The organism is Mesorhizobium caraganae (assembly GCF_016836705.1).
Classification (GTDB): Bacteria; Pseudomonadota; Alphaproteobacteria; order Rhizobiales; family Rhizobiaceae; genus Mesorhizobium; species Mesorhizobium caraganae.
Genome location: NZ_JAFCGY010000003.1, coordinates 57,114 through 74,522, shown reverse-complemented (window position 1 = coordinate 74,522; position 17,409 = coordinate 57,114). Strand labels below are relative to the sequence as shown.

Sequence of the window (17,409 nt, the reverse complement as noted above, 5' to 3'; positions counted from 1 at the left end):
CGATTATGCAACAAGTGTGGCCGCGAGGGAAACTTTCGGCCGCCGATCCCCTGAAAAGGGGATGACCACGCGTCACTTCGACCGGTACGCGCTCACGATCTCGACGATTTGTAGACGTTGACCCCGAGTTCGCGAATCTTCTTGCGCAGCGTGTTGCGGTTCAAACCCAGCAATTCGGCCGCCTTGATCTGGTTGCCGCGCGTTGCTGTCATGGAAGCCAGCACCAACGGATATTCGACCTCGGACAGGATGCGCTGATAGAGGCCGGCCGGCGGCAATTCGCCGGCGAAAGAGGCAAAATAGCGCTGCAGGAAGTGCTCCACCGCCTGGCCGATGGACAGATCGTCCGGGATCAGGTTGCCGCCGCCGGGAACGACCGGCCTTTCGCCTGTCTTCAGCTCGGCTTCGATGATCTCGGCGGATATTTCGTCCTGCGAGTAGAGCGCGGCAAGCCGGCGCACCAGGTTTTCCAATTCGCGCACATTGCCCGGCCAGGGATAGCGCTTCATCAATTCGATGCCGCCGGTCGAAATGCGCTTGGTCTGCAAGCCTTCGCTGGCGCCGATCTTGAAGAAATGCCGCACCAGATCGGGAATGTCTTCCGACCTCTCACGCAAGCCCGGCAGCCGCAGCGGCACGACGTTCAGGCGATAGAACAGATCCTCGCGGAAAAGCCCCTGGTTGATCAGCGTGCGCAGATCCTTGTTGGTGGCGGCGACGATGCGCACGTCCGTCTTGATCGGCGTACGCCCGCCGACCGTGGTGTATTCGCCCTGCTGCAGCACGCGCAGCAGGCGCGTCTGCGCCTCCATCGGCATGTCGCCGATCTCGTCGAGGAACAGCGTGCCGCCCTCGGCCTGCTCGAAACGGCCGGTCGAGCGGTTCTGCGCGCCGGTGAAGGCGCCCTTCTCGTGACCGAACAGTTCCGATTCGATCAAATCGCGCGGGATCGCCGCCATGTTGATGGCGACGAACGGACCGCCGCGGCGACGGCCGTATTCATGCAGCGCGCGCGCCACAAGTTCCTTGCCGGTGCCGGACTCGCCCGAGATCATGACCGTCAAATCGGTCTGCATCATACGCGCCAGCATGCGGTAGATGTCCTGCATGGCGGCCGAGCGGCCGACCAGCGGCATGGCGTCAGGCTGTTCGTCCGGCCGCGTATCGATTTTCGGCCGCCGCGGCTCGGACAGCGCCCGGTTGACGATGCTGAGCAGCTCGGTCAGGTCGAACGGCTTCGGCAGGTACTCGTAAGCTCCTGTTTCGGAAGCGCGAATCGCGGTCATGAAGGTGTTCTGCGCGCTCATCACGATGACCGGGAGTTCCGGTCGCGCCTTCTTGATGCGCGGCAGCATGTCGAAGGCGTTTTCATCAGGCATGACCACGTCGGTGATGACCAGATCGCCCTCGCCCGCCGCCACCCAGCGCCATAACGTCGAGGCGTTGGAGGTGACGCGCACCTCATGGCCGACGCGCGACAGCGCCTGGTTGAGCACGGTGCGAATGGCCGCATCGTCGTCGGCGACGAGAATATTGCCGCGAACCGTCATTTGCGGTCTCCTTCGCCTTCATCTGCAGTGTCGTTCGGTGCTTCTTTCCAGGCCGGCATCAGGATGCGGAAGGTGGTGCCGCGCGGCGTCGAATCGCATTCGATGATGCCGCCATGCTCGCCGACGATTTTCGCCACCAGTGCCAGGCCGAGCCCCGAGCCGTTCGGCTTGGTGGTGATGAACGGGTCGAACAGGATCGGCAGGATGTCTTCTGAAACACCCGACCCATTGTCGCGCACGCAGAATTCCAGCGGCAGCGACACACGGTCCTGCGTGCCCGGGACGGAAACGCGGATGCCGGGCCTGAACGCGGTCGACAGCACGATCTCGCCTTGCGGGTCGCCACCGATGGCCTCGGCAGCGTTCTTGACCAGGTTGAGAAACACCTGGATCAGCTGGTCGCGGTTGGCAAAAACCGGAGGCAATGACGGATCATAATCCTCCAATATCCTGATTCTTTTGGCAAAACCGTTCTTGGCGATCGCCTTCACATGGTCCAGCACGACATGGATGTTGACGGGGTAGCGGTCGATCGGCCGCTCGTCGGAAAACACCTCCATGCGGTCGACCAGCGACACGATGCGGTCGGTCTCGTCGGTGATAAGCCGGGTCAGCGCGCGATCCTCGTCGGAAGCCGACAGTTCGAGCAGCTGCGCCGCACCGCGTATGCCCGACAGCGGATTCTTGATCTCGTGCGCCAGCATGGCGGCAAGGCCGGTGACCGAACGTGCAGCACCCCGATGCGTCATCTGCCGGTCGATCTTGTCGGCCATCGAGCGCTCCTGGAACATCACCACGATCGAGCCCGGGAATTCCGGCACCGGGGCAACGTAGAGATCGACGACCTTCTCGATGCCGAGACGTGGCGACGACACGTCGACACGGTATTCATTGACCGGCGCGCGGCGTTCGCGCACCTGGTCGACCAGTTGTAACAGCGGGCTGCCGAACGGGATGAGCTTGGACAGCGTGTTGCGCGCCAGCATGGTCGCGCTGGAGCGGAAGAAGTCCTCCGCGTCGGCATTGGCGTAGGTGATGAACCCGTCCGGATCGACCATGATCACCGGTCGGCGGATGGTATTGAGCACGATATGGGCGGCATCCGCCATCTCGGTGCCCGGTGCAGCAGGCGCGTTCATGCGGCACTCCGCAGCGGCGCGGCTTCGCCTTCGCCGGAAAACACCTCACGCAGCAGGGCAATGACGCGGGCAGGCTCGAACGAGGTGAGGATGGCTTTGCGGCGGTCGTCAGTGACGCCGACGGCGTGGCGTTCAAGATACCAGCCGAGATGCTTGCGCGCCTGGCGCAGGCCGCTTTCAACGCCGTAAAGCGTCAGCATGTCCTCGTAATGGGCGGCAATGTAGTCGGCCATGGCTTGCGGGCTTTCCGGCACGCGGGAGGGCGCCTGGCCCGCAGCCGTCGCCGCGATGCGGCCCGCCGTCCACGGCGCGCCGTAATGCGCCCGGCCGATCATCACCGCATCGGCGCCCGACTGTTCGAGGATTTGGGCAGCCTCCGCCGGCGAGCCGACATCGCCATTGGCGACGACGGGAATTGAGACGGCGTCCTTGATTCGGGCGATGGCGCCCCAATCGGCCTTGCCCTGATAGAACTGGCAGCGCGTGCGGCCGTGCACCGTCACCATTTTGACGCCGGCCTCCTCAGCACGGCGCGCCAGAGCGGGCGCGTTCAGCGCATTCTCGTCCCAGCCGAGCCGCATCTTGACCGTGACCGGCACCTGCACCGCGCCGACCACTGCCTCGATCAACGACAGCGCGTGGTCGAGATCGCGCATCAGCGCCGAACCGGCATAGCCTCCGGTCACCTTCTTGGCCGGGCAGCCCATATTGATGTCGATGATGTCGGCGCCCTCGCCGGCAGCGATGCGCGCCCCCTCGGCCATGTGCACAGCTTCGCGGCCGGCAAGCTGAACCATATGGACAGGCAGCCCGGAATGACGGATGCGCAGGTCGCAGCCGGCCTTGCCCTTGGCAAGCTCGCCGCTCGCCACCATTTCCGACACGACCAGGCCTGCGCCATGCGCGTAGGCGCGCTGCCGGAACGGCTCGTCCGTTATTCCCGACATCGGCGCAAGGAACACGCGGTTGCGGATCGTCACGCCGCCGACATCGAGCGGCAAAGCCAATTTTGTTACTTCAGGCATGCACAAAAACCAAGCATATCGGATTGCTGCACATTCTCTAGCCATAAGAAAGGCATTGTGCAACGCGCAATGACGTCACATTGCGGCGCATTTGGGAAAATGCTGGCCTTCGGCTTTTACCCCCACTACCACCAGTCGCAATGACAGACACAAGTGAGAATCGGGCTCTGGGCGACGACGGCAAGGTCGGCGTGGTCATCGTCGCCGCCGGCCGCGGTGCGCGCGCCGGACAGGCCGACGGGCCGAAACAGTATCAGCGCATCGGCGGCCGCGCCGTTATTGCGCGCACGCTGGAGACATTCCTGGCGCACCCTGAGATTGGCCCAATCGTCGTCGCCATCCATGCCGATGACCGCGCGCTTTTCGACAAGGCAGCCGGCGCGCATGGCGAGCGGGTCATCGCCGTAGTCGGCGGCGAGTCGCGCCAAAGTTCGGTTCGGCTGGGACTGCTCGAACTGAGGGGCCACGCGCCCGGCCGTGTGCTTGTGCACGATGCGGTGCGGCCGTTTGTCGATGCGGCTCTCATCGACCGTACCATCGCGGCCATTGGCGAGCGCCAGGGTGCGCTGCCGGCGCTGCCCGTCGCCGATACGCTGAAGCGCGAATCGGCCACCGGCATGATCAAGGAGACGGTGCCGAGGGCGGGCCTTCATGCTGCACAAACGCCGCAAGGCTTTCCGTTCTGGCCGCTGCTCGCGGCGCACGAAAAGGCCCATCATCTCGGCAAGACGGATTTCACCGACGATGCCGCGATCGCCGAATGGGCGCATATTCCGGTCAAAATCGTCCAGGGGTCGCCGGACAATGTCAAACTCACCTGGGCAAGGGATATTGCGATGGCCGATCAGCGGCTTACCGGCGAACGTTTTCCCGACATCCGCACCGGCAATGGCTATGACGTGCATGCCTTCGAGCCTGGCGACCATGTCACTCTGTGCGGCGTCGCCATTCCGCACGGCAAAAAGCTGTCGGGACATTCGGATGCTGATGTCGGCCTGCACGCGCTGACCGACGCGCTGCTTGCCACCTGCGGCGCCGGCGACATCGGCACGCATTTCCCGCCCTCCGACCCGCAATGGAAAGGTGCGGCATCGCGCATCTTTGTCGAACATGCGGCGAAACTGGTGCGCGCGCGCGGCGGCCGCATCGCCAATGCCGACATCACGCTGATCTGCGAAGCGCCGCGCGTCGGCCCGCATCGCGACGCCATGACCAAGGCCTTGTCGGCGATGCTGGGCATTTCCAGCGACCGCATCTCGATCAAGGCGACGACCAATGAAAAACTCGGCTTTGTCGGCCGCGAGGAAGGCATTGCCGCCATCGCCACCGCCAGCGTCGTCTTCCCCGGGGACGTGCCGGCATGAGCAGTAGCGATCTCGCCAACGCCCTGCTCCAGGCCTGCCAGCAGCGCGGCATCATGTTGGCGACCGCCGAAAGCTGCACTGGCGGCATGATCATCGCCGCCCTCACCGACATTGCCGGCTCGTCGGCGGTCGTCGATCGCGGCCTCATCACCTATTCCAACGAAGCCAAGATGGAGATGCTCGGCGTCTCGGCGGCCACGCTTCAAGCGCACGGCGCCGTCTCGCGCGAAACGGTTCTGGAGATGACTGCGGGTGCGCTGGCGCGCTCGCGCGCCGGGCTGGCGCTTGCCGTCACGGGCATAGCCGGCCCGGGCGGCGGATCGCCGGAAAAACCGGTCGGCCTGGTCTGGTTCGGAGTGGCGCTCAGGGGTGGGCTGGTGGCAGCAGAGCTCAATATGTTTGCCGACAATGGCCGTGACTTCATCCGCCGCGAGACGGTCAGGCATGCGCTGGAGATCGGCCTGCGTGCGCTCGGCGACACTCACGAGATGGGCGTCGTTCCGTAGATGACGTCGGCGCGTTTCTCGAACGCCTCGGAAAACATGCGGAAGGCGCGGTCGAACATGGTGCCCATCAGTGCGCCGAGAATGCGGCTCTTGAACTCGTAGTCGATGAAGAAATGAACTTCGCAGCCGCCGTCAGCCGGATCGAAGCGCCAGATATTGCTCAGATATTTGAACGGCCCATCGATGTATTTGACGTCGATGGTGTTTTCGTCCGGCCTCAGCAGCACCTGCGTCGTAAAGGTTTCGCGTATCGCCTTGTAGCCGATGCTCATATCGGCAACGAGAATGGTGCGGCCGTCACGCTCCTTGCGCGAGCGCACCGTCAGCGCTTCGCACAGCGGCAGAAATTCAGGATAGGTCTCGATATCGGCGACCAGCGCAAACATCTGCTCCGGCGTGTGGGCAACGCGGCGAGTGGCTTCGAATTTCGGCATTAATGCATGTCGCTCAAAAGTGGCCCCGGTTTTGAGAAAACGACATGCATCACTTAAAGCAGGATTAGCTGGCTTTTTTGAGCTGCGCCTCGCGCGCCGCCCGCAGCCTGGCGAAATCGTCGCCGGCATGATGCGAGGAGCGCGTCAGCGGGCTCGACGCCACCAGCAGGAAACCCTTGGTCTTGCCGATCGTCGCGAAGGAGTTGAACTCCTCCGGCGTGACGAAGCGGATCACCGGGTGGTGCTTCTTCGATGGCTGCAGATACTGGCCGATGGTCATGAAATCGACATTGGCCGAGCGAAGATCGTCCATCAGCTGCAGGATCTCGTTTCGCTCCTCGCCGAGACCAACCATGATGCCGGACTTGGTGAAGATCGAGGGATCGAGTTCCTTGACCCGCTGCAAGAGCCGGATCGAGTGGAAATAGCGCGCACCCGGCCGCACCGTCAGATAGTTCGACGGCACGGTTTCGAGATTGTGGTTGAAGACGTCGGGCTTGGCCGCCACCACAATCTCTAGGGCGCCTTCCTTGCGCAGGAAATCGGGCGTCAGGATTTCGATCGTGGTCAAGGGTGTTGCCGCGCGGATGGCGCGGATAACCTCGGCGAAGTGCTGTGCGCCGCCATCGGCGAGATCGTCGCGGTCGACCGAGGTGATGACGACATGGGTCAACCCCATCTGCTTGACGGCATGCGCGACGCGCGCCGGCTCATCAGCATCGAGCGCGGTCGGAATGCCGGTGGCGACATTGCAGAAGGCACAGGCGCGCGTGCAGATCTCGCCCATGATCATGAAGGTGGCGTGCTTCTTTTCCCAGCACTCGCCGATATTGGGGCAGCCGGCCTCTTCGCACACCGTGACCAGCTTGTGCGACTTCACGATTTCGCGCGTCTCGGCATAGCCCTTGGACACCGGCGCCTTGACGCGGATCCAGTCGGGTTTGCGCAGCACATCCTGGTCGGGCTTGTGCGCTTTTTCGGGGTGCCGCAGGCGCGGGGCGTTGGCAATCGTGTCGAGAACGGTGACCATCTCAAACCTGACTTGTTGGCGTCTGCCCGTCGGCGTCAGCCTTTAGAACGTCACTTAAGACTTTTCGGGGCAAAGAAAAAGGCCGCGGCGGCGCATGCCGCCACAGCCTTTTTCGCATAGCGGGGTTCCGGAGCAATTCCAGGAAAAGTGTGAAGCGGTTTTCCGTCCGGAAGTGCGTCAAAACAAGGAGATAAAACGGCGAGCCGTTTTATCGGCGAATCAGCCGCCCGGCGAAGATCAGCAGGCATGCGCCGATGAAGCCGGTGATCAGATAAGCGAGCCAGCCGACGCCGAAGGGCTCGATGTTGAGAGCCCTGAGAATGGCGTTGAGCACCACCGCGCCGACAATGCCCATAATGATGTTCATCAAGATGCCGGTGTTGCTCTTCATCACCATCTCGGCCAGCCACCCGGCCAGGCCGCCGATGATGATGGCTGCAACCCAGCCCACGCCATTCACGTCCATATGCCAACTCCTCCAGTGTCATGTGAAAATGCATCCGGAAACGAACTGCCTTGCCGCAAGGTTCCTCCGGCGCATGCGTCTGAGTCTCGCGGCAGCAATTTATCATGCGTTGAGCGCGCGCCCATAGGCGTCGAGCACGCTTTCCTTCATCATCTCCGACAGCGTCGGATGCGGGAAGATGGTGTGCATCAGCTCTTCTTCCGTCGTTTCCAGGTTCATCGCCACGACAAAACCCTGGATCAGTTCGGTCACTTCGGCACCCACCATATGCGCACCGAGCAACTGGCCAGTCTTCTTGTCGAAGATGGTCTTGATGAAACCCTGGTCCTCGCCAAGCGCGATCGCCTTGCCGTTGGCGCCGAACTGGAAGCGGCCGACGCGGATGTCCTTGCCTTCGGCCTTGGCCTTGGCTTCGGTCAGACCGACTGAGGCGACCTGCGGGTTGCAGTAAGTGCAGCCCGGGATCTTCAGCTTGTCTGTCGCATGCACGCCAGGGAAGTTTGCGATCTTTTCGATGCAGACCACGCCTTCATGCTCGGCCTTGTGGGCAAGCATCGGCGGTCCGGCGACATCGCCGATGGCGTAAATCCCGGGCACATTGGTCTTGCCGTAACCGTCGACGACGACACAGCCGCGGTCAGTCTTCACGCCGAGCGTCTCGAGCCCGAGATTCTCGATATTGCCCTGCACGCCGACGGCCGAGATCATGCGGTCGGCGGTGATCTTCTCGACCTTGCCGTCCTTCATCTCAACATGCGCGGTGACGGAGTTGGCACCCTTCTCGACCTTGGTCACCTTGGCTTCGAGGATGATCTTCATGCCTTGCTTCTCGAACTGCTTCTGCGCGAATTTCGAGACCTCGGCATCCTCGACCGGCATCACCGCCGGCAACAGCTCGACCACCGTCACCTCGGCGCCCATGGTGCGATAGAAGGAGGCGAACTCGATGCCGATGGCGCCGGAGCCCATCACCAGCAGCGACTTCGGCATTTCCTTCGGCACCATGGCCTCGAAATAGGTCCAGATCAGCTTGCCGTCCGGCTCGATGCCGGGCAGCGCGCGCGGCCGGGCGCCGGTGGCGAGGATGATGTGCTTGGCGGTGTAGGTGCCCTCGCCTTTGACGCCCTTCGGCACCGGCGGCTGCGGCTCCATCGGCTTCTTGGCCGTCTTGGAGACGACGATCTCACCCGGCTTCGAAAGCTTGGCCTCGCCCCAGATGACGTCGACCTTGTTCTTCTTCATCAGGAAGGCGACGCCGCCATTCAGCCGCAGCGACACTTTGCGCGAGCGGTCGACGACAGCTGCCGTATCGGCGCTGACCTTGCCGCCTTCGAGCTTCAGCCCGTAGTCCTTCAGATGATCCGAATAATGCATGATCTCGGCCGAGCGCAGCAGCGCCTTGGTCGGGATGCAGCCCCAGTTGAGGCAGATGCCGCCGAGATGCTCGCGCTCGACGATCGCCGTCTTGAAGCCGAGCTGGGCGGAACGCACAGCCGTGACATAGCCGCCGGGGCCGGAGCCGATGATGATGACGTCGTAGGATTCTGCCACGGGGTTTCTCCCTGATTGTCTTTGTCTAGAGTTCCAGCATCACGCGCACCAATGGCGCCAATGCCTCACCTATATTGCGCGTGTTTTCCGCATCGAGATGGACACCGTCGAGCGGCGTGGTCGTGGCCACGGTTCCGGCATCGAAAAAGCCGCAGCCGGCCTCGTCGGCAAGCGCGGAATATTGCGGCGCCAGCCGCTTCGAGGCCTCATCGCCGCCGGCAAACATTTCCTTGAATTCGGCATTGTCCGTGCGGCTGACCGCCGGCGGTGCCACGAGCAGGATCTGCGGTGCTGCCCAGTCGAACGGATAGTCATGGCCGCGCACGATGTCGATCAAGCGCTGCATGCCTTGCTTGGCCGCCACCGGATTGCCGTGGATCCAAGGCTTCATGTCATTGGCGCCGAGCATGATGACGATCAGGTCGATCGGCGCATGCGTCGTCAGAACCGTCGGCAACAGCCTTGCGCCGTTGCGGTCGGCGCCGGCCAGATGATCGTCGAAGGCCGTGGTGCGGCCGTTGAGGCCTTCGGCAATGACCTCGATATCGTCATCGTCCAGCGCAGCCTTGAGCACGCTCGGCCAGCGGTCTTCCAGAGCATGGCGACCGAGGCTCGCCGCATCATAGCCCCAGGTCAGGGAATCGCCGTAGCAGAGGATCGTCTTCATGCACTTACCTCCGCCTTAAGCCCGCGCACGCGCCATCTCACGAACAACCACTGCACCAGCACGGTAGCGATGCCAGGCAAAACCAGGCCGGCGCCAAAGCGAAAATCGCCTGACCACTGGGCTTTTCCCGGCGGCTGCGAGAAGGTCCAGGCAATCAGGCCAATCCCGATGATCACGAAGAAGGCCACCGCAACAAGCGCCGTGAGATTTACCGCCCTTTGCGGATCGGACATGAACTGGGCGATCAAGAACACGACCGTCAGGACGATGGCGACCAGCGCCGACAGCATGAAGACAAGGATGTATTCCGAGTCCGCATTGGTGGCGATTGCGAGCCACATCGCCACCAGCCCGCCGGCCAGGCCGGAAAGGATCAGGGCAAAAAGGCTGGTGAAGAATGTCCGCACCGCCCTTTTCCCTTCCTAGACCAGCATGCCCATCGGGTTTTCGATCATGCGCTTGAAGGCGACCAGGAGTTCGGCGCCGAGCGCACCGTCGACGGCGCGGTGATCGGTCGACAGCGTTACCGACATGACGTTGGCGACTTTGATCTCGCCATTCTTGACCACGGCGCGCTGCTCGCCGGCGCCCACCGCCAGGATCGTCGCATGCGGCGGGTTGATGACGGCGGCAAAGTCCTTGATGCCGAACATGCCGAGATTGGAGACAGCCGTGGTGCCGCCCTGATATTCCTCAGGTTTCAGCTTACGGCTGCGGGCGCGGCTCGCCAGATCCTTCATCTCGTTGGAGATGGTGGACAGCGTCTTTTCGTCGGCGTGGCGGATAATCGGCGTGATCAGGCCGCCGGGGATCGACACGGCAACGCCGACATCGGCATGCTTGTGCTTGACCATGGCGGTATCGGTCCACGATGCGTTCGCATCCGGCACCGCCATCAGCGCCATCGCCATCGCCTTGATCACCATGTCGTTGACCGACAGCTTGTAGACGGGCGCCTCGCCCTTGTCGGTCTTCTTCGTCGGCGCGGCGGCATTCAACTGCGTGCGCAGCGCCAGCAGCGCATCGAGCTCGCAGTCGAGCGTCAGGTAGAAATGCGGGATAGTGGACTTCGCCTCGACCAGCCGGCGCGCGATGGTCTTGCGCATATTGTCGTGCGGGACGAGCTCGTATGAGCCTTCCGCGAACAGCTTCAGCACCTGCTCGTCCGACATCGCCTTGGGTGCGGCGCCAGGAGCGGCAGGCGCCGGAGCGCCGGCAGGTGCTGCTTTCGCGGCAGGTGCCGCCTTGGCGCCGCCACCGGCAATCGCCGCCTCGACATCGGCCTTGACGACGCGGCCATGCGGGCCGGTGCCGGTCACGGCGGACACATCGACGCCGGCATCCTTGGCGATGCGCCGAGCCAGCGGCGAGGCGAAGGTACGCTCGCCTGCGGCGTGACCGTTAGCAACTGGCGCGGCTTCTGCTTTCGTCGGCGCAGGCGCCGCGGCAGCGGTTGCCGGCTTCGGCACTTCGGCCTTTGGCGCATCGGCTTTCGGAGCCTCAGCCTTGGGCGCGGCATCGCCGCCACCCTTCGCCGCAGCCGCGGCATCCTCGCCTTCACCAGCCAGAATGGCGATCAGCGCATTGACCTTGACGCCTTCGGTACCGGCGGGAACGACGAGCTTGGCAACCGTTCCCTCATCGACCGCTTCGACTTCCATCGTCGCCTTGTCGGTCTCGATCTCGGCGATCACGTCACCCGGCGAAACCTTGTCGCCTTCCTTGACCAACCACTTGGAAAGATTGCCCTCTTCCATCGTGGGTGAGAGCGCCGGCATGGTGATGTTGATTGGCATGATGTCCTCCCGACCGGCTCAGCGATACGTGACGGCTTTGACCGCCTCGATGACCTCGCCGACATTGGGCAGGGCCAGCTTTTCGAGGTTCGCCGCATAGGGCATCGGCACGTCCTTGCCGGCAATGGTGATGACCGGCGCGTCGAGGAAATCGAAGGCGCGCTGCGACACCTGGTTGGCGATGTGGTCGCCGACCGAGCTTTGCGGGAAACCTTCTTCCACCACGATCAGGCGATTGGTCTTCTTCACCGAGGCGATGACGGTGTCGAGGTCGAGCGGACGGATGGACCTAAGATCGATGATCTCGGCATCGATGCCCATCCCGCGCAGTTCGGCCTCGGCCTTGATTGCGTAGGTCATGCCAATGCCGAACGAGACGATGGTGACGTCCTTGCCCTGCTTGTGGATGCGCGCCTTGCCGATCGGCAGCACGAAATCGTCCAGCTTCGGAACGTCGAAGGACTGGCCGTAGAGGATTTCGTTTTCGAGGAAGATGACCGGGTTCGGATCGCGGATCGCCGCCTTGAGCAGGCCCTTGGCGTCCGCCGCCGTATACGGCATCACCACTTTCAGGCCGGGGATATGGCTGTACCAGGCGGCGTAGCACTGCGAGTGCTGGGCGCCGACGCGGGCGGCGGCCCCGTTCGGTCCGCGGAAGACAATCGGCGCGCCCATCTGGCCACCCGACATATAGAGCGTCTTGGCGGCGGAGTTGATGATCTGGTCGATCGCCTGCATGGCGAAGTTGAAGGTCATGAACTCGACGATCGGCTTCAGGCCGGCCATTGCCGCACCGACGCCGACGCCAGCGAAACCATGCTCAGTGATCGGCGTGTCGACGACGCGGCGCGGCCCGAATTCCTGCAGCAGGCCTTGCGTGATCTTATAGGCGCCCTGGTATTCGGCGACTTCCTCGCCCATGACGAAGACATCACCGTCGCGGCGCATTTCTTCGGCCATGGCATCGCGCAAGGCTTCGCGCACCGTGGTCGAGACCATCTCGGTGCCCGCGGGAATATCCGGATCGGCGGCGACTTCCGTTTTCGGCGCGGCCGCCACAGGTGCCGCGGCCTCGCTCTTGGCCGCGACAGGCGCCGGCGCGGGCGCGGCTACTTCAACCTTGGGGGGCTCCTCGCCGATACCTTCACCGGCCGTGTCGACATCTTCACCGTCGACCGCAAGCACGGCGATCACCGCGTTGACCTTGACGCCTTCGGTGCCGGCCGGAACCACGATCTTGGCCAGCGTGCCTTCATCGACGGCCTCGACTTCCATCGTCGCCTTGTCGGTTTCGATCTCGGCGATCACGTCGCCGGCGACAACCTTGTCACCCTCGCTCTTCAACCATTTGGAAAGATTGCCCTCTTCCATGGTCGGCGAGAGAGCGGGCATGAGAATTTCGATCGGCATGTCCTTGCCCTCCCGTTACAATACGATGTCGGTCCAGAGCTCGGACGGATCCGGCTCGGCGTCGTGCTGGGCGAATTCGGCGGCGTCGGCGACAATGTCGCGGACCTCCTTGTCGATATTCTTGAGCTCGTCCTCGCTTGCCCACTTCTTGGCCGTCAGCCGCGCCTTGACCTGCTCGATCGGATCATGATCCGAGCGCATCTTCTGCACTTCTTCCTTGGAGCGGTATTTCGCCGGATCGGACATCGAATGGCCGCGATAGCGATAGGTCTGCATTTCCAAAATAATCGGCCCGTTGCCGGCACGGCACCATTCGGTCGCCTGATCGCCAGCGGATTTGACCGCACGCACATCCATGCCGTCGACCTGGATGCCAGGGATCTTGAACGAGGCGCCGCGATGCGAAAAATTGGTTTCGGCCGACGAGCGCGACACCGAAGTGCCCATGGCGTAGCGGTTGTTCTCGATGATGTAGATCACCGGCAGCTTCCACAGCGAGGCCATGTTGAAGCTTTCATAGACCTGGCCCTGGTTGGCCGCGCCGTCGCCGAAATAGGTCAGCGAGACATTGTTGTTGTCGCGGTAGCGGTTGGCGAAGGCGAGGCCCGTGCCGAGCGACACCTGCGCGCCGACAATGCCGTGGCCGCCGTAAAAATGCTTCTCCTTGGAGAACATGTGCATGGAGCCGCCCTTGCCCCTCGACAGGCCGCCGCGGCGACCGGTCAGTTCGGCCATGACGCCGCGCGGCGAAAGCTCCATCGCCAGCATGTGGCCGTGGTCGCGATAGGCGGTGATCATCTGGTCGCCGCCGATCAGCGCCATCTTCATGCCAGTGACGACCGCTTCCTGGCCGATGTAGAGGTGACAGAAGCCGCCGATGAAGCCCATGCCGTAGAGCTGGCCGGCCTTTTCCTCGAAGCGGCGGATGAGCAGCATGTGCCGGTAGGCGGCAAGCTCCTCGTCCTTGGTGAATTCGGCTGGTTTGGGGGCGGAAAGCCCCGTGGATTTGGCGGATGTCGATTTGACGGATTTGGCAGGCGCTTTTTTGGCGGCGGTGGCCATGCATCACTCCCTGTTGGCGTCTCTTTGCGGACACGAGAGCAGCACGAAAATCTGCTCCGAGGGAGATCAGCTCTCCCCACCGATTTGAAAGAGGCTAACACGCGAGAAAGCGTTTCGCCATGCTGAAAAATGCATGGCTGTCATGCGTCTAAGCGATTAAAATCATTGGAAATAACAGTGATTAACTGAATTCAGGTTATTTCGAGTTAGCCGGCAGCATGATGGTAATTTCATCCGCCTGGGACAGATTGAGCGCCCGGCGCGCCTGCTCGTCGAGCATATCCTTCTCGAGCGTGCCCTCATGCATCAGCTGGACGCGCCGCTCCAGATCGATCCGGCGCGCTTTGATGGCATCGTACTTGGCCTGCAATTCGACGGTCTGCGCTTCGAGCTGGTATTTGGAATAGATGCCGAACTCGCCATGATAGGCATGGAAGCCGAAATACGCCAGGAACGCCACGCAAAGCGACGGGATGATCAACCGGCCGGTGTTTCTCTGCTTGTGCTGGCGTGTCCACATGGTCGCAATCCAACTTTGTTGGAGCATGATCTTTTCCGAAAACCGGTTCCCACTTTTCGGGATCATGCTCTGACCTCCTTATCTCGCCCGATTGTGCTTAATGGAGGGTTACGGACCTTGGGATTTTGCGAGCGGGAAATCACCCTCCCGGCAAGTTGCGTCCACCTCGTCGATTTTTCTTCTCCATTCCTTTGCGGTCGCAGCTTGCATGCGCGAAAAGCAGTTGACCTTCTCCTGAAGAAATATATGCATACGCTATGCAATCGTTAGACGCCAACAAACTCGGCGCACTCGGCGCCATGATTCGCGACAGGACGGAAGCGTCCTTGAGAGAGCTTTCACCGAGCGCGGCGGCGGTGCTGTCGATGCTGCACTTCAAACCGGGGTTGACGACGACGGAGCTCGCCGAGGTCGTCGGCGTCAGTCAACCGACTGCCGTGCGTTTGATCGACGGGCTGGAACGGCAGGCGCTGATAGGGCGCGGCAAGCCGCAGGGTCGTGTCACTCCGCTGACGCTGACGGAGACTGGCCACGCACAGGTAAGGGAAATGCAAGCTCTCCGGCTCGCCGCGCTCGACGGATTGCTGTCCGTGCTGCAACCGGATGAGCGGCGGCGCTTTGTTTCCATGCTGGACGAGATTCTTGCGGGTGCGACTACTTCCCGTCCTTTCGCGAGAACAACCTGTCGCCTCTGCGAGCATGATCTTTGCGGACCCAAAATTTGCCCGATCGGCTGCCGAGCGGCTGAGATCGAGAGGAAGGAGAGCGAGCTATGATCATTTCCTATGCGGGGCATTCGCCTGCCATCGATCCCGATGCTTGGGCCGCTCCGGATGCCACAATATCCGGCGATGTCGTCATTGGCGCCGGCAGCCGGGTCATGCATGGCGCCCGCCTTGTGGCGGAGTCTGGCGGATCGATCCGCATTGGCCGCAACTGTATCGTGTTGGAAAATGCGGTGATCCGGGCCACGGCAAGTCATCCTTGTACTGTCGGGAATTATTGCCTCGTAGGCCCCAACAGCCACATTGTTGGCGCAGAGGTCGGCGATGAAGTTTTTATCGCTACAGGTGCGGCGGTTTTCCATGGTGCGCACATAGGGCGCGGATCGGAAGTCCGCATCAATGGCATCGTTCACCTGCGCACCCGCCTTGAACCTGGCACGGTCGTACCGATCGGCTGGATTGCCGTGGGCGATCCGGCTCAGCTCCTGCCTCCGGACCAGCATGAGGCCATCTGGTCTCGGCAGAAACCGCTCGATTTCCCAGGCTTCGTCTACGGTGTCGACCGAAACTTGCCGGATGTAATGCAGAAAATCACTGCAAATCTCTCGGTGGCGCTAGGCGTACATCGCACGGGAAACGCTTGAGCGCATTCCGCCGCAGCAGAAAGCGTTCCGGTTCAAGCTCGCTGGTGCATGTCGCCCAAATCTTGCCCAAGGGCCTGACCGAGGACGCGCAGATCAGCTTTTCACCACCGACTTGCCGGCGTAACGCGCCTGCTTGCCGAGTTCTTCCTCGATACGGATCAGCTGGTTGTACTTGGCCATGCGGTCTGAGCGCGACAGCGAACCGGTCTTGATCTGCCCGCAATTGGTGGCGACGGCGAGATCGGCGATGGTCGAATCCTCGGTCTCACCCGAGCGATGCGACATCACAGCGGTATAGCCGGCCTTGTGCGCGGTCTCGACGGCGTCGAGCGTCTCGGTCAGCGAGCCGATCTGGTTGACCTTGACCAGGATCGAATTGGCAACGCCCATGCGGATGCCGTCGCGCAGACGCGCCGTGTTGGTGACGAACAAATCGTCGCCGACCAGCTGCGTCTTCTTGCCGATCAGATCGGTCAGATACTTCCAGCCTTCCCAGTCGTCCTCGGCCAGGCCGTCCTCGATCGAGATGATCGGATAGTCGGCGGCAAGCTTGGCCAGATACTTGGCCTGCGCCTTGGGATCGCGGGTCTTCTTTTCGCCTTCATAGACGTAATTGCCGTCCTTGAAGAATTCGGTCGCCGCGCAATCGAGGCCGAGCGCGATCTCTTCGCCCGGCTTGAAGCCGGCCTTCTCGATCGATTCCATGATGAAATCGAGCGCCACCGGCGCGCTCTTCAGGTTCGGGGCAAAACCGCCTTCGTCACCGACATTGGTGTTGTGGCCGGCATCCTTGAGCTTCTTCCTCAGCGTGTGGAAAATTTCCGAACCCCAGCGCACGCCTTCGCGCAGCGTCGGCGCGCCGACCGGCAGGATCATGAATTCCTGGAAGTCGATCGGATTGTCGGCGTGCGCGCCGCCATTGATGATGTTCATCATCGGCACCGGCAGGATATGCGCCTTGGTGCCGCCGACATAGCGGTAGAGCGGCAGGCCGGCGGCTTCCGCCGCCGCCTTGGCCACTGCCAGCGACACGCCGAGGATGGCGTTGGCGCCGAGCCGGCTCTTGTTGGGGGTGCCGTCGAGCTCGATCATGGTCTGGTCGATGTGGATCTGGTTTTCGGCTTCCATGCCGCCGATCGCCTCGAACAGCTCGCCATTGACAGCCTCGACCGCCTTGAGCACGCCCTTGCCAAGATAGCGCGCGCCGCCATCGCGCAGTTCGACAGCCTCATGGGCGCCGGTCGAGGCGCCGGACGGCACCGCGGCGCGGCCCATCGAGCCGTCTTCGAGAACGACGTCGACCTCGACGGTCGGATTTCCACGGCTATCCAGGATTTCACGCCCGATAATGTCGATGATGGCGGTCATTGCGATGTCCCCGATTGATCGATAAAGCGTCGCGCCCCTCTTAGCCAAAGCGCCGTAAAAGGCAATTGGGAATGGCATGAAATAATAGTGACAGTCGCCCATGCCCCCAGGCCTGGGGGCACCGGCGACGCCATCTGAACGCAAACAGCCCG

Annotated in this window: 18 protein-coding genes; 4 read left to right on the top strand and 14 right to left on the bottom strand. The window is 62.5% G+C overall.

Translation table 11 applies throughout. The features are described 5' to 3' along the window. Window positions 1–92 precede the first annotated feature (92 nt). The 3 genes from ntrC to dusB are packed head-to-tail and all read right to left on the bottom strand — an operon-like array spanning window position 93 to window position 3,714. Window positions 93–1,550, bottom strand: a complete 1,458-nt coding sequence (gene ntrC / locus JQK88_RS10215) for a nitrogen regulation protein NR(I) (protein ID WP_112561769.1) — start codon at window positions 1,548–1,550, stop codon at window positions 93–95. Next, entirely contained in the window at window positions 1,547–2,689 is a 1,143-nt protein-coding gene (locus tag JQK88_RS10210) for a two-component system sensor histidine kinase NtrB (protein ID WP_112561770.1), read from the bottom strand. Before JQK88_RS10210 ends, ntrC begins: the two co-directional genes overlap by 4 nt. After that, on the bottom strand, window positions 2,686–3,714 hold the full coding sequence (dusB, locus tag JQK88_RS10205) for a tRNA dihydrouridine synthase DusB (RefSeq protein WP_203278220.1): 1,029 nt from the start codon (window positions 3,712–3,714) through the stop codon (window positions 2,686–2,688). Before dusB ends, JQK88_RS10210 begins: the two co-directional genes overlap by 4 nt. A gap of 140 nt (window positions 3,715–3,854) precedes the next feature. Between dusB and JQK88_RS10200 the strand changes: the two genes are divergently transcribed. After that, window positions 3,855–5,078: a bifunctional 2-C-methyl-D-erythritol 4-phosphate cytidylyltransferase/2-C-methyl-D-erythritol 2,4-cyclodiphosphate synthase gene (locus JQK88_RS10200; protein WP_203278219.1), complete on the top strand. Its 1,224-nt coding sequence runs from the start codon at window positions 3,855–3,857 to the stop codon at window positions 5,076–5,078. Then, window positions 5,075–5,584: a CinA family protein gene (locus tag JQK88_RS10195; protein ID WP_203278218.1), complete on the top strand. Its 510-nt coding sequence runs from the start codon at window positions 5,075–5,077 to the stop codon at window positions 5,582–5,584. The genes JQK88_RS10200 and JQK88_RS10195 overlap by 4 nt, the downstream gene beginning before the upstream one ends. On the opposite strand, the gene JQK88_RS10190 is transcribed toward JQK88_RS10195, so the two are convergent. From JQK88_RS10190 to JQK88_RS10145, 10 genes are all read right to left on the bottom strand, one after another. After that, entirely contained in the window at window positions 5,560–6,018 is a 459-nt protein-coding gene (locus JQK88_RS10190; RefSeq protein ID WP_192254177.1) for a type II toxin-antitoxin system RatA family toxin, read from the bottom strand. The genes JQK88_RS10195 and JQK88_RS10190 overlap by 25 nt on opposite strands. A gap of 64 nt (window positions 6,019–6,082) precedes the next feature. Further along, window positions 6,083–7,048, bottom strand: a complete 966-nt coding sequence (gene lipA, locus JQK88_RS10185) for a lipoyl synthase (protein ID WP_203278217.1) — start codon at window positions 7,046–7,048, stop codon at window positions 6,083–6,085. A gap of 208 nt (window positions 7,049–7,256) precedes the next feature. Next, window positions 7,257–7,514, bottom strand: a complete 258-nt coding sequence (locus tag JQK88_RS10180) for a GlsB/YeaQ/YmgE family stress response membrane protein (protein WP_192254179.1) — start codon at window positions 7,512–7,514, stop codon at window positions 7,257–7,259. Window positions 7,515–7,616: 102 nt separating this feature from the next. Beyond that, entirely contained in the window at window positions 7,617–9,065 is a 1,449-nt protein-coding gene (lpdA, locus tag JQK88_RS10175) for a dihydrolipoyl dehydrogenase (protein ID WP_181056889.1), read from the bottom strand. Between the two features lie 25 nt (window positions 9,066–9,090). Beyond that, window positions 9,091–9,732, bottom strand: a complete 642-nt coding sequence (locus JQK88_RS10170; protein WP_192254183.1) for an SGNH/GDSL hydrolase family protein — start codon at window positions 9,730–9,732, stop codon at window positions 9,091–9,093. Next, entirely contained in the window at window positions 9,729–10,139 is a 411-nt protein-coding gene (locus JQK88_RS10165) for a hypothetical protein (protein WP_192254185.1), read from the bottom strand. Before JQK88_RS10165 ends, JQK88_RS10170 begins: the two co-directional genes overlap by 4 nt. Before the next feature lie 15 nt (window positions 10,140–10,154). Further along, window positions 10,155–11,528 carry a pyruvate dehydrogenase complex dihydrolipoamide acetyltransferase gene (locus JQK88_RS10160; protein ID WP_192254187.1) on the bottom strand — a complete coding sequence of 458 codons (1,374 nt, stop codon included), beginning with the start codon at window positions 11,526–11,528 and terminating at the stop codon, window positions 10,155–10,157. Window positions 11,529–11,546: 18 nt separating this feature from the next. Next, window positions 11,547–12,938, bottom strand: coding sequence for a pyruvate dehydrogenase complex E1 component subunit beta (locus JQK88_RS10155; RefSeq protein ID WP_203278216.1), 1,392 nt, complete (start codon window positions 12,936–12,938; stop codon window positions 11,547–11,549). Window positions 12,939–12,953: 15 nt separating this feature from the next. Further along, window positions 12,954–14,000 (bottom strand): pyruvate dehydrogenase (acetyl-transferring) E1 component subunit alpha, encoded by a 1,047-nt coding sequence (pdhA, locus tag JQK88_RS10150; RefSeq protein WP_203278215.1) that lies wholly within the window; start codon window positions 13,998–14,000, stop codon window positions 12,954–12,956. A gap of 196 nt (window positions 14,001–14,196) precedes the next feature. Beyond that, window positions 14,197–14,520: an FtsB family cell division protein gene (locus tag JQK88_RS10145; RefSeq protein ID WP_192254368.1), complete on the bottom strand. Its 324-nt coding sequence runs from the start codon at window positions 14,518–14,520 to the stop codon at window positions 14,197–14,199. 257 nt (window positions 14,521–14,777) lie between these two features. On the opposite strand from JQK88_RS10145, the gene JQK88_RS10140 reads away from it, so the two are divergent. Together JQK88_RS10140 and JQK88_RS10135 are read left to right on the top strand one after the other, a co-directional pair. Continuing rightward, window positions 14,778–15,296 carry a MarR family winged helix-turn-helix transcriptional regulator gene (locus JQK88_RS10140; RefSeq protein ID WP_203278214.1) on the top strand — a complete coding sequence of 173 codons (519 nt, stop codon included), beginning with the start codon at window positions 14,778–14,780 and terminating at the stop codon, window positions 15,294–15,296. Then, complete coding sequence (locus JQK88_RS10135) at window positions 15,293–15,889, top strand: gamma carbonic anhydrase family protein (RefSeq protein ID WP_192254193.1); 597 nt, start codon at window positions 15,293–15,295, stop codon at window positions 15,887–15,889. Before JQK88_RS10140 ends, JQK88_RS10135 begins: the two co-directional genes overlap by 4 nt. Window positions 15,890–15,982: 93 nt before the next feature. On the opposite strand, the gene eno is transcribed toward JQK88_RS10135, so the two are convergent. Beyond that, entirely contained in the window at window positions 15,983–17,257 is a 1,275-nt protein-coding gene (eno, locus tag JQK88_RS10130) for a phosphopyruvate hydratase (protein ID WP_112561786.1), read from the bottom strand. Window positions 17,258–17,409 lie beyond the last annotated feature (152 nt).

Bases quoted from the DNA above. Each gene is read 5' to 3' on its own strand.
- ntrC (WP_112561769.1), bottom strand. From the start codon at position 1,550: ATGACGGTTCGCGGCAATATTCTCGTCGCCGACGACGATGCGGCCATT.
- JQK88_RS10210 (WP_112561770.1), bottom strand. From the start codon at position 2,689: ATGAACGCGCCTGCTGCACCGGGCACCGAGATGGCGGATGCCGCCCAT.
- dusB (WP_203278220.1), bottom strand. From the start codon at position 3,714: ATGCCTGAAGTAACAAAATTGGCTTTGCCGCTCGATGTCGGCGGCGTG.
- JQK88_RS10200 (WP_203278219.1), top strand. From the start codon at position 3,855: ATGACAGACACAAGTGAGAATCGGGCTCTGGGCGACGACGGCAAGGTC.
- JQK88_RS10195 (WP_203278218.1), top strand. From the start codon at position 5,075: ATGAGCAGTAGCGATCTCGCCAACGCCCTGCTCCAGGCCTGCCAGCAG.
- JQK88_RS10190 (WP_192254177.1), bottom strand. From the start codon at position 6,018: ATGCCGAAATTCGAAGCCACTCGCCGCGTTGCCCACACGCCGGAGCAG.
- lipA (WP_203278217.1), bottom strand. From the start codon at position 7,048: ATGGTCACCGTTCTCGACACGATTGCCAACGCCCCGCGCCTGCGGCAC.
- JQK88_RS10180 (WP_192254179.1), bottom strand. From the start codon at position 7,514: ATGGACGTGAATGGCGTGGGCTGGGTTGCAGCCATCATCATCGGCGGC.
- JQK88_RS10170 (WP_192254183.1), bottom strand. From the start codon at position 9,732: ATGAAGACGATCCTCTGCTACGGCGATTCCCTGACCTGGGGCTATGAT.
- JQK88_RS10160 (WP_192254187.1), bottom strand. From the start codon at position 11,528: ATGCCAATCAACATCACCATGCCGGCGCTCTCACCCACGATGGAAGAG.
- JQK88_RS10155 (WP_203278216.1), bottom strand. From the start codon at position 12,938: ATGCCGATCGAAATTCTCATGCCCGCTCTCTCGCCGACCATGGAAGAG.
- pdhA (WP_203278215.1), bottom strand. From the start codon at position 14,000: ATGGCCACCGCCGCCAAAAAAGCGCCTGCCAAATCCGTCAAATCGACA.
- JQK88_RS10145 (WP_192254368.1), bottom strand. From the start codon at position 14,520: ATGTGGACACGCCAGCACAAGCAGAGAAACACCGGCCGGTTGATCATC.
- JQK88_RS10140 (WP_203278214.1), top strand. From the start codon at position 14,778: ATGCAATCGTTAGACGCCAACAAACTCGGCGCACTCGGCGCCATGATT.
- JQK88_RS10135 (WP_192254193.1), top strand. From the start codon at position 15,293: ATGATCATTTCCTATGCGGGGCATTCGCCTGCCATCGATCCCGATGCT.
- eno (WP_112561786.1), bottom strand. From the start codon at position 17,257: ATGACCGCCATCATCGACATTATCGGGCGTGAAATCCTGGATAGCCGT.